Source organism: Oculatella sp. LEGE 06141 (genome assembly GCF_015207605.1).
Classification (GTDB): domain Bacteria; phylum Cyanobacteriota; class Cyanobacteriia; order Elainellales; family Elainellaceae; genus Oculatella.
Genome location: NZ_JADEWO010000020.1, coordinates 88,737 through 101,336, shown reverse-complemented (window position 1 = coordinate 101,336; position 12,600 = coordinate 88,737). Strand labels below are relative to the sequence as shown.

Sequence of the window (12,600 nt, the reverse complement as noted above, 5' to 3'; positions counted from 1 at the left end):
TTGCTGTTGAAGTCGCACTCAGGTTGAGAGCACCTGTGTTATTGACAGAAGTATTGAGCAGATAGGCTTTCGTATCAGCTCCACCAGAGGCACCAAAGGCATCTGCAATAGCAGGGTCACCAATCAGAGCATCAACCGTATTGAACAGGATGTTCTGTGGTTGCCAGCCAATCGTATTGAAGGCAAGGGTAGCACCGATCGCTTGATCTCCAGACTTAGTAGCATTGACAACTTCCGCTGTAATTGATGCACTATTGTCAGCCGCAACCGTCGTGTCTCCCACCAATAAGCTACTATTGCTGATGGATGCTTCAGTTCCGTTCAATACAGCGTTAGTTGCAATTAACCCATTGGCAGCAAAAGAAGTACCACTTCCGAAGGGATTTCCGCCTGCTGATGCCACTTCACTGCTCAACTTTGCACTGATATCTGCTGATCCAATGGCTTGAACAACCAATGCACCGCTACTAGTCACTTCAGCATTATTAACGCTCGCAGATGCACCACTCCGAATGTCATTAAGGCTAACTAATCCTGATGCTCCAATAGAATTTGCATTGCTGAATGGAGAAACATCATTGGTTTCAGATATAGCTTTGAGAGAGACGTCTGCACTAATGCTTACATCATCTGTACCAGTAACATTGATGCCTGCTGCGTCTATAGAACGCGATACAGAACCCGCAGAGTAATCAATCGATGCATTCGCACCACTGCTGACTTTGTTTAATGCTACAACTGCGCCAAAACTTGAACCAGATGAACTTGAAGATGAGGAATTAGAAGTCAGAGCATTTTTGACAGTTGCAGAAACATTAATTTCTGACGTAGCAGCGATCGCCAACTCACCGCTAGCAACTACGCTAGTGTCTAGCATGTATGCTTTTGTATCAGCTCCCTCCTCTACACCAAAAAATGATGTTCCCAGGAGAGCATCAACACTACTGAAGATAGAATTTGCTGGATGCCAACCAATCGAATTGAACGCCGTTGAAGTTCCTATTCCCGATCCGCTGCCGCCAGTCGCTAACATCCCAGATTCAGCAGTTGCACTAATCTGGGATGTATTTTGAGCTGTGATCGAGACATCCCCAATACCTGTGGTAGTAATATTGCTATTCGCCGTGTAAGCCGTGACTTCACCACGAATATTATTAGTTGCAAGGGTATTACCACCACTTAAGGAAAATGTGCTAATCAGTGCCTCACTGGCTGTTACAGAGGTCACTTTTGAAGTAGCCCTGACCGTTGTGTCGGCTAATGCTTGAACGTTAAGTGTACCATTAGTTACAGTTACATCAGAACTGTCAACGTAAGCTTTAACACTTCGATTCAGTTCATTGACAACCTCAGCGTTCGCCAATAACAATGCAGGGGATTGTAAACCTGGCAAAATATCATCCAAATCAACAGATAAATCTGCTGACTTTGCATTAATCTCTGATGTATCTTTTGCACTAATAGAAAGATTGCCATTTCCAGTCTTAACTGCGCTGTTGAGAAGATAAGCTTGTGCGTCACCAGAGATTACATTTTTAACAGTTTGACCGATTGAAGAGTATTTTGTAGAGGTTTGTGCATTAAGGTTGAAACTTCCTACGTTGATGGTAGCGGTCTCAATTGATGCGATCGCACTTTCGACCACACTAGTTTCAACTGAGCCAGTCTGCAAAATTGATTCAAGGTTGCCACTTGTGTATGCTGAAATTCTTAGATTACTTCCAGCAGATAAGATAGCTCCATCGTATATTTTCGCAGTTGCGATCGATTCAGAAGCAACTGTTAATTCAGCCAGTGTTTGATCAAGTTGTACAAAGTTATTATCTGTTTTTGATTCAATCAGAATATTATTGAGTGCTGTGATATTTCCAGCAATTAGTAATTCTGAGTGAACACCATTATCGGAACTTAAAGCACTTGAGAAGGCTGATCCCTTAATTGAAATATCTGTTGCAGTAATACTGCTGCCTTGAGCCAAATTAACTTTAGCAACATTCAGCATTTTAGAACCGACAGAAATCGGTTGATCCTGTGCTATGGCAGTTAGGTCTACTCGTCCAGTTGCATTGATTGTTGCACCTGAGTTGATATTAATAACTTGCGCTGTGAGTAGGAAATCATCGCCAACCAGCCCAACTCCACTTAGAAGATTAACGCCATTGGCTTCAATCGCAATGTCTTGCAACCCTTGACCACCAACGTTACCTCCAATAATGAGGTTGCCGCTGACTTTGATAGTTAAGTTATCGAGTGATCCAACTCCATCACCAAGTACTTTACCCAAATTACCGATGGTTAAGTTACCCAGGACGTTCAGAACTGCATTACCACTTACGACAATATCTTCGTTAAGGGTAGTGTTGCCTGTAAACGTCTGATTGCCTGACAGTAGGATTGCTAGTACGGAATTATAGTTGGCGATCGCGCTGGCTGAGAACGCTAGTCCCGCTTCGATACTGCCCGAATTGACTTCAAATATCCAGTCGCCGCCGAGCGCGTTGCTGCCAGTGCGGTTAGTTGAAGCGGCAATATCTGCTCCTGTTAAATCACTTAATTGCTGAATGAAGGCGGTTCCTGCTTCTCCCGCTGCCAGATCACAGCCGTAAACTAAAATATCGGCATCTTTAGCTAAAGCTGTAGACCAATCCCGCAATTCATCTGCTCGTTGCACCAATTCTGCCGAAGTTAGCTGAGTGGAACCAAGCAATAGGTTTCCATTGCTACCATGTGAAACAATGTGAATCGCAGTAATGTTGTTTCTTTGGGCCAACACCTGGCTAATCTGTTGAATGCCATCTTTTGTGGAATCTAGAAGCACTACTTCAGCAGTTGAATCTGCACCCGCAAGCAAGCTCTGATAGCCTTCAACCGTGGAATCAATAAAAATGATTTCGTGAGAAAAGCGCTGCTGAGTAGGTGACACCGCAAACAGACTGTCACCCACCAATGCATCACTCGACCACTGACCTACCCACTGCTCTGATGCCTCTTTACCCGTGAGGGAATCAGCAGGAGTAGAAGAACCCTGTGGACTTACCAACAAGGAATCCGCACCCAAAAAAGTAGGTGAGCCACTCAACAAGTTTAAGGAATCTGATAAAGCCCCTGTTTCAACCGAGGAAACAAACAAATCCTCTTTGAACTGAAGTAACTGCCCCGCTTTAAGGATCTCAGGATTTGAAGTCAAGTGAAGCGGATTGCCATCCTGTGCAGAGATAGAAGGGATCAGTTGCGGTAGGTTCACTGGATTGAAATCCACGGATCAGACTCCTTGTGAGCAAAAAGTGACGTTTGGGTAGCGCTCATACCAGATACCGCTCGTGCTGTTGTTTTGGCTGGTTTAGGGCAACAGTAGATAGCGATGCCAGTATCTATTGTCACAATTATGGCATTAGGGCAAGGAAGGCTTGACTGCCCAATATACGCAAAAGACAGGTATTTCAGTAATAGAGTTCAGTATTTTCCCCGTTCAACCTGTCTTTTTTCAAGCCTATCGCTTTCCGTACACAGGATTACCAGGCTAATTCACTGCTCTGACTGCTCGATTGCCTGTGAGAACTCTGTCATACACAAAAAGCTTCTGAGCAATCCAACCTGATTACCCAGAAGCTGAAAGTTTATCCAAATTTGCTTAAATGACTTCGAAGCAGATTTAGCCTTTTACCTAGGTCATGGCGAACGCAATTGGTGCTTGCTGGATCTTCTGGTTCAGCCATTGCTTAAAGAATTCTGTTTCAAGCTGCTGCTTCAATCCACCTTCAAGTTGAGCTTCAATCACTTCCTCGACTTTGATGACCCACCAGCCTTGATCAATCTCAACGGGTCCCACAATCGAATTGGCAACGGCTCCTTCTAGTACAGCCTGGAGTTCAGGACGAATTTGAGCGCGTCGTACCGATTCCTTCTTAAAGCTAACCGTATCAGAATGGTTGAACAGCGCTTCGTTAACGCACTCACGAGCAATGTCATCAAAATTAGCTTGTCCGGCATCCATTCGAGAACGGAACTCTTCTGCTTTTTCTTTTTCGGTCGTAACTACATACGTTAGCTTAAACTCATCCAGAGCGGTGTGTTTCTCTGCAAAGTAGCTGGTTACATTCTGCTCACTCACTGCAACTCTCAGCTTCTTCAGCTTCAAAGCCTCACTTATCTGGTTGATGAATGCAGTGTAGCTCAGTCCAGAATTGGTCAGCCATTGCTCGAACGCAGATGCCTCTTGAAGCTGATTGCGATTCCGAAAATCTCGCACAGACTCTTCTAGTTCAGTTACACCAATCTCCAAATCAGTGCGGGACTGCAATTCTTGTGACAAAAGATGCTGGCTGGCAATTTCGCTTACGATCGTATCAAGCTGACCTGAGCGTTGCAGATATTGAAGCGCCTGTGCCAGAGAAATTGCCTGACCGTTGATTGTCATGAATGAAAGAGAGTTAAAGTCCGTCATAATTTTACCTGTTGTACTCAATGAATTAGCGGTGATGTTGATTGCAAATTACTTAGCCGACGGCTAACCGAATTGGCATTTGCTGAATTCGTTCATTCAACCATTGTCTAAAAAAGTCAGCTTCTAGCTGCTGCTTCAGCTCACCTTCTAGTTGAGCAGGTTGGACATCTTCAACTTTGATAATCCACCACCGTTGCTCTACCTCAATCGGACCAACCAAATCACCAGAAGATACCTGGTCGAGTGCTTGCTTTAGCTCTTGTCGCAATTGTCCACGCCGAAGGGTTTCCTTCTTCAAGCTGAGCTGATCAGATTCATGTAAGAAAACCTGATTGATACATTCGGCAGCAATTACGTCAAAGTTTGATTTTTTACGACCAATTCGCTTACGCATTTCATCTGCCACACTTTGTTCATTCGCAACGATATAAGTTAACTTGATTTGATCAAGTGCCGCACCATTACTCTCGAAGTAGGCAGATAAATTCTGTTCGCTGATGTGTGATTTCAACTTTTCAATTTTTAGCTCATCCGCAATACGAGTACAGAACGAACCATAACTCAATCCTTGACTCATAAGCCATTGCTGGAAGCGATCGGGATCAGTCAACTGCTGATTTGCACGAAATGTTTCAACGGCCTTTTCCAGTTCTGCAACTCCAACTTCCAAATCAGTGTGGGACTGAATTTCCTCAAACACCAAATGCTGACCAACAATTTCGCTCATGAACGTCATCAGTTTGCCAGAACGTTGCAGGTAGCGCAGTGCCTGACCTAACGAAATTGATCGGTTTCCAACATTCAAGAAGGCCAGCGAATCAATATCTGTCATGGACATATTCCTCATGAACTATCTGGATAAACGCAAGCGGGCTTACTAAGTCATTTACCTGAAGTCTCGCCCAAGCTTTCTAGACAGAACTACATAATAGGAATCTAATCAAATATTTCTTAGTTCCCGTCACGTTCCTGTCTCAAACGGTTTGAACAACTTCTCTTCGGAGAATGCCCAAAAAAGTTGAAGTCGAAACAGATTGTAGTGCAATCGATAGACGTTCATGATTATGAACGAAAGGCATATCCTGAGGCTTTGAATTCAGGATTATTACTGTTGTCGTTTTTTTAATTCAGTCCCATCGGCTCGGGTTTCAATATAATTACTGCATTCACTGCCAGTACACCCCAGAATATACTGAAGTTCTTTGCTAACGGCAAAAAACAGTTCTGTTTGGTGGATGTAGTGGTTTAGCAATTACTGAAATCAATCAGCATTAACAGTGCCTTGAACTTTTGATAAAGTCCTCTGCAACAGTTCGTTTCTCAGAAGTTTAGGGAATTGATAAATCAAGTGGCAAAGGAAACCCAATAGTTACGTCTGCTGATGCCACTGTGCCGTCACTATTGACACAACTGATCAGCCGTGGGCGCTTCATCTCCAGATCCCGAAAAATATGAACTCATTACAGTGTTTGTCCCAATCTGTCGGTTCAACAATCGTTTTTGTTGATGCCAATGTCGAAAATTATGATTTCTTTGTCAGCAATGTCGGCAATTTAGCAATTGTAGAAGTTCTAGTATCTGACGAAGATGGAGTGGCTCAAATTACGCGGGCTTTGGCAGGTTATAGCCAATTTGATAGCGTACATCTAGTTTGTCACGGTGCCCCCGGGCTGCTAAAATTGGGCAACTCGGAGTTGAGTCTGGGGACACTGGAGCACTATGCTTGGGATTTGCAGTCCTGGTTTGCGGCTCACTCGGCTACTGCTTCACTTGTACTCTATAGCTGCAATGCTGCCGCTGGCGACGCTGGATCTGAGTTTGTAGAACGGCTACATCAACTGACTGGGGCAACGCTTCACGCCTCAGACAAACCTGTGGGCAATACAGCTCTAGGAGGCAGTTGGTCGCTAGATGTGAAGGTCGGTTCTCAAACTAAAGCACCTGCTGTGTTCGACGCTGAAGTTCTGGCAACCTACGCCGGAATTTTGGCGACTGGCACCGATGGCAACTATCGATACATCGACTCAAAGGAAGCAGGTGGCTTTGTTGCCTTTACCGACATCAGCACTACTGGCACCAAGTATGATCTAATTGACGATGCAGAGCAAGGCATCGACTTACCCTTCACGTTTAACTTCTACAGCACCAACTCCACATCAATCACGATCGCTGATAACGGCGGTATCGTTTTCAATACCAAGACAGGCAATCTCTCACCCAATAATGGAACGATTCCCAAAAGCAGTCTGGGTGGCACAGGAACAGTGATGGGGATTTTGCCCTTCTGGACAGACTTAGCTGGTGGCCAGCTTTACACAGCAACCTTGGGAAGTGGATCGAACCGTCGCTTCATTGTGCAATGGAATAATTTACCCCACAATGATGTCAACGATGGCGTTACGTTTCAGGTTGTTTTGTATGAAGGCAGTAACAACATCGATTTCGTTTATGCAGACACCTCATTGGGTAATCCGCAATATGATAACGGTGCCGCCGCAACTATTGGGCTTAACAAGAACGGCACGACTGCGCTTCAATATTCATCTAATACATCTAGCCTCAACGGTGTCTCCTCAATTCGGTTCTTTGCGGAACCGCGCATCGTCAACAATGCTCTGACGGTTCAAGAAGGGCAAACTGTTACACTGACCAATACCAATCTACTGGCAACCGATGTCGATAGCAGCGACCCGACAAAGATTCTTTTTGCTGTCAGTGACGTTCAAAATGGGCAATTTTTAGTCAACAATTTGCCTGGAACTAGCTTTACCCAGGCTCAAGTAAATGCAGGACAGGTAAAATTTGTCCACAATGGTGGAGAACTAGCTCCCAGCTACACTGTTACCGTTTCCGATAACTTTAATACGGCTCCTTCAAAACCAGCGACCATCGACTTCACCAACATTAACGACATTCCGGTTTTGTCAGGGTTAGTAAGTTCGGTCACATTTAGTGAGAATGCGCTCAATAGCGCAGCTACACTGCTCTATAGTAATGTTACTGTTGCTGATGTTGACTCCCCAGATTTTGAGGGCGGTAGTCTCACCATCAACTACACAGGCGGTGCGAGTGCAGCAGATCAGCTTTCTATTCAAGGTTCAGGGGCAATTAGCGTCAACAACAGGAGCATTAGCTTCAATGGTAATGCGATTGGCTCAATTGATATTACCAGCAACGGTAGCAGCGGTAAGAGCCTGTTAATCAACTTCACTAGCCCAAATGCGACGCTTGCGGCTGTGAAAGCGTTAATTGAAAGTCTTACATATCAAAACACATCTGATACTCCTGTTGCCGCTCGAAGTATTTCAGTTATCGTCAACGACGGGGACGGTGGTACGAGCAGTGCAATTTCGACAGTTATCAACGTTACTGCCAGCAATGACGCTCCATTTAATACGGTTCCTCCTGCTCAAACTATTGACGAAGATACGATTCTCACCTTTGCGAACAGCACGCTGATCGCAATTGGTGATCCTGATGCAGGCGGCAGTTCGGTTCGTGTCACCCTCACTGCAACGAATGGTGTCCTAACGCTCAGCAACACTGGTGGGCTGATTTTTTCTGAAGGAAACGGAATTGCCAATTCAACGATGACCGTGACCGGGAGTATGACCTCCATCAACACGGCTCTTAACGGTATGACGTTTACTCCTACTGCAAATTTCAATGGAGCAGCATCTGTGCGGATCTTAACAGATGATCGTGGCAATACCGGTAGTGGGGGAAGCCTATCCGCAGATAACACGGTCGATATTACAGTTGCAGCCGTGAACGATGCACCAGTTAATGCAGTTCCAGGGATTCAAAGCGTTAACGAGGACACTAATCTAGTCTTCAATTCAGGCAACGGCAACGCCATTAGCATCAGCGATATAGATGCTAATGAAGGAGACGGAACTCTCCAAATCACCCTTTCTGTGACGAAAGGTGTACTCACCCTTGCCCAAACTACTGGATTGGAGTTTTCAGAGGGCACAGGTACAAGCAACAGTATTATGACCTTCAGTGGTTCTGTTGCAGCTATCAATACGGCGCTCAGTGGATTGATCTATCGAGGCAATTTAAACTTTAACGGGGCTGACACTCTAACTGTAGTGACGAGCGATCGCGACAACACAGGCAGTGGCGGTACCAAAACAGATACAGACATTGTTAGCATCACAGTCAACCCGGTTAATGACGCTCCAGTCAACACAGTTCCCAGTAGCCAAAGCATCAATGAAGATACCAATCTAGTCTTTAACACGATCGGTGGCAATCTAATCAGCGTTAGTGATCTGGATGTGAGTGAAGGAAACGGACAAGTTCAAATTACGCTGTCCGTTAATAATGGGGTGTTGTCTTTATCGCGCACGACGGGACTAACCTTTGTCAGTGGCAATGGTAGCAACAACAAAGTGATGACCTTCAAAGGTACATTAGCAAACCTCAATGCTGCTCTAGACGGTTTAACCTACCGAGGCAACCTGAATTTTAATGGTAATGATACGCTGACTGTCACAACAAATGATTTAGGTAATTTCGGTAGCGGTGGTGCAAAGGCAGACACAGATACAATCAACATCACTGTAAATCCAGTCAACGATATTCCTGTCATTACTGAGTTAGCTGGATCGGTGACGTTCAACGAAAATGAGATCAACGATGCCTTCAAGGTAATTGATGACGTTGTCACAGTTGTGGATGTAGATTCCGCTAACTTTGAAGATGGAAATCTAACGATCAGCTATACCAGCGGTGGCGGCCCCGAAGATCAGCTCTCTGTCCGTAATCAGGGCACTGGAGCCGGACAGATCGGGTTCGATGGCACAACCATAACGTTTGCCGGAACAGCAATTGGTACAATTGATGCCATCCAAGATGGGCGTAATGGCAGTGGCTTGATGCTTCAACTCAACAGTAATGCAACGGCTGCCAATGTCAAAGCTCTGATCCAAAACCTCATCTATCAGAATATCTCAGATACGCCCATTCCCAGTCGTACGATCGCGATTACACTCAACGACGGTGATGGCGGCACAAGTAATCCCGTCAGCACTATCATCAATGTTACAGCTCAAAATGATCCGCCTGTACTAGTTAACAACAGCCTCACCATTCTGGAAGGAGAGACAGTTGTTCTAAACTCTAGCAACTTTAGCGCAACGGATGTTGACAACAACGCTGCTGATTTAATCTTCACGGTCAACAATGTTCAAAATGGCAGCTTTCGGATTAATGGAATCACTGGAACTAGCTTTACTCAAGCGCAGGTAGCAGCAGGGCAAGTACGTTTTGTTCATGACGGTGGTGAAATAGCACCTTCCTATAAAGTTAGTGTCAGCGATGGCGCAGCAACCACTACAGCTCAGGCTGCAACAGTTAATTTCACCAACGTCAACGATGCCCCAGCGATCGCAGGATTAGTCAGTTTAGTTTACTTTGCTGGTACAGAAGTCAACGCAGCTCCAGCGTTAATTGACGAAAGCGTGACGGTGACAGATGTAGACTCAGCCGACTTTGACGGGGGCAACCTCAGCATCACCTATAGCAACGGCGGCAGTGCAGAAGATCAGCTTTCATTCCGCAACCAGGGCACCGGATCGGGACAGATCAGTTTTGATGGAATCAACGTAGCCTTTGGAGGCGTAACTATCGGGATGGTCGATACCGTCAACGATGGTAGCAATGGCAAGAAACTGCTTGTCAATTTCAACAACAGTGCGACACCAGCCGCTGTTAAAGCGTTGATTCAAAATTTAACCTACCGCAATACTTCAGATGTACCAATTGGTAGTCGCACCATTTCGATCACCATTGATGACGGTGATGGTGGAATCAGCAATCCAGTCAAAACCATTATTGAAGTAGCTTCAGAAAATGATCCGCCCGAGATCACGGTTCCCAACGAACAAACTATTAATGAAGATACGCCGTTTATCTTCGATAGTAACGCACGTTTGAGTATCGCTGATCCAGATGCTGGGGACAGCCTGATTCAAGCCAAGCTGACTACAACTCAAGGGACACTAACCCTCAGTCGCACAACTGGCTTAACCTTTTCGACTGGCACTGGTACAGACGATGCAGTCATCACTTTGACGGGTAACTTAACGGATATTAATGCTGCTTTGGATGGAGCATTATTCAAACCGACCACCAACTTTAATGGTAAAGCCTCTGTTCAAATTGAAGTCAACGATCTCGGTAATAACGGGAGCGGTGGCCCTAAATCTGCAATCAATCTGGTTACCATCAATGTTGATGCGATTAATGATGCACCTGTTATCGCCAGTTCCGATACACAGACCGTTGCTGAAGATACGGTCTTGAGTTTCACTGGAAACAACCGCATTTTAATCAGCGACGTTGACGCTGGTAATAATCCGCAGCTTGTCACGCTAACGGTTAACAACGGCGTATTGACCCTGGGGAACGTAGAGGGATTAACTTTCTCTCAAGGTAGCGGCAAAGCAGACATCACGATGTCCTTCTCTGGTACTCTTGCAGCCATTAATGCTGCCCTAGAGAGTCTGGCGTATCAGGGAAATGATAACTATCATGGGCTGGACAAACTTACAGTTATTGCCAGCGATCAAGGTAACAGCGGTGCTGGAGGTACGTTAACGACAAGTAAATCTGTTGGCATCTTAGTCACAGCAGTCAACGATGCGCCTATCAACTCAGTGCCGTTGGCACAGACAGTGAATGAAGACACCGATCTGGTTTTTAGCAGTATCAAAGGGAATGCAATTAGCATTAGCGACACAGATGTTGACGAAGGTACGGGTTTAGCTGAAGTAACCCTATCGGTTGCGAAAGGAACGCTGTCTCTGGCGCAAACGACAGGATTAACCTTTACTCAAGGAACATCGTCCGCTTCAATTCTTACATTTAATGGTACGATCGCTAACATCAATGCAGCATTGAATGGCTTGGTTTACCGTGGCAACCTCAACTACAACGGTAAAGATACGCTGGTCATTACTACGAACGATCGCGGCAACGCTGGTAGTGGCGGTATCCGTTCCGACAATGATGCAATTGATATTACCGTTAATGCCGTTAATGATGCTCCTACGATTACAGGAACTCCCAAACTAAGTATCGACGAGGAATTCTCCTATGAATTCATTCCATTTGCACAGGATGTTGACAGTAGCTCACTAACCTTTTCTATTCAGAACAAACCGATTTGGGCCACATTTGATCCGGCAACTGGTAAGCTGAGCGGTACTCCAGTGCAGGGGAATGCAGGGACTACTACAGACATTGTGATTAGTGTTTCTGATGGTCTAGCAAACACTAGCTTACCCGCCTTCAACTTGACAGTCATTGCCAAAGCCATCGATGGCTCCGTTCTACCGGATCAAATTATAGGACGCGAGAAAGACGATATCATCAACGGCCTGGATGGAGATGATGTTTTAACGGGCGGTGATGGAGATGATCTAATTTATGGTGGCACAGGAAACGACATCATTTCTGGCGAAAACGGAAACGATATTTTGTATGGAGAAGACGGAAATGACACGCTCTACGGTGAAAATGGCAATGATATAATGTATGGGGGTGCAGGTAACGATAAAATCTATGGCCTTGAAGGAAGGGATAAACTCTACGGCGGCAGCGGTAACGATCGGCTCTTTGGTGGGCAAGAAAATGACGAGCTTTATGGTGAAGCCGGTGATGACAAGCTCACTGGCGACAGCGGCAACGATCTACTAGTTGGAAGTGCTGGTAACGACAAGCTGATTGGCGGTATTGGCAACGATCGCTGTCTGGGTGGGCAGGGGAACGACATCTTAGTAGGTGGTAGAGGTAATGATATTCTGGATGGTGGCAAAGGCAAAAATCAGATGAGTGGCGGTGCCGGGAAAGATGTCTTCGTTTTGAACCGTCAAGGCATTGCCTTAATTCAAGACTTTGAAGATGGAGTTGATAAACTAACACTCACCGGGGTAAACGCCAAAAAGGTTTTTGGTCAGATAGAGGTAGTTCAAAATGGCAAAAATACCCTAATTGAATTCCAGAACAAAACGGTTGCCGTGTTGATAGGAACGAACTCTAACCAAATCAGTCAGGCGGACTTTGTTAGCAGAATCTGATAGTTATCCTTGCCTGATATCTTTTACCCTTCTCAACAAGAGGCAGACAAAAGAGCAATGGCTGGAAGG

At 45.4% G+C, this 12,600-nt stretch carries 4 protein-coding genes; 1 reads left to right on the top strand and 3 read right to left on the bottom strand.

Annotation, left to right across the window (positions count from 1 at the left end; genetic code table 11):
• From IQ268_RS15435 to IQ268_RS15425, 3 genes are all read right to left on the bottom strand, one after another.
• A partial coding sequence (locus IQ268_RS15435; RefSeq protein WP_193880611.1) for a DUF4347 domain-containing protein occupies positions 1-3,259 on the bottom strand: 3,259 nt, incomplete at its 3' end.
• Between the two features lie 405 nt (positions 3,260-3,664).
• Entirely contained in the window at positions 3,665-4,444 is a 780-nt protein-coding gene (locus IQ268_RS15430) for a peptidylprolyl isomerase (RefSeq protein WP_193880607.1), read from the bottom strand.
• A 52-nt stretch (positions 4,445-4,496) separates the two neighbouring features.
• Positions 4,497-5,276 carry a peptidyl-prolyl cis-trans isomerase gene (locus IQ268_RS15425; protein ID WP_193880604.1) on the bottom strand — a complete coding sequence of 260 codons (780 nt, stop codon included), beginning with the start codon at positions 5,274-5,276 and terminating at the stop codon, positions 4,497-4,499.
• A gap of 637 nt (positions 5,277-5,913) precedes the next feature.
• Between IQ268_RS15425 and IQ268_RS15420 the strand changes: the two genes are divergently transcribed.
• Positions 5,914-12,531: a DUF4347 domain-containing protein gene (locus IQ268_RS15420; protein WP_228035400.1), complete on the top strand. Its 6,618-nt coding sequence runs from the start codon at positions 5,914-5,916 to the stop codon at positions 12,529-12,531.
• Positions 12,532-12,600: the final 69 nt, after the last annotated feature.

Bases quoted from the DNA above. Each gene is read 5' to 3' on its own strand.
- IQ268_RS15430 (WP_193880607.1), bottom strand. From the start codon at position 4,444: ATGACGGACTTTAACTCTCTTTCATTCATGACAATCAACGGTCAGGCA.
- IQ268_RS15425 (WP_193880604.1), bottom strand. From the start codon at position 5,276: ATGACAGATATTGATTCGCTGGCCTTCTTGAATGTTGGAAACCGATCA.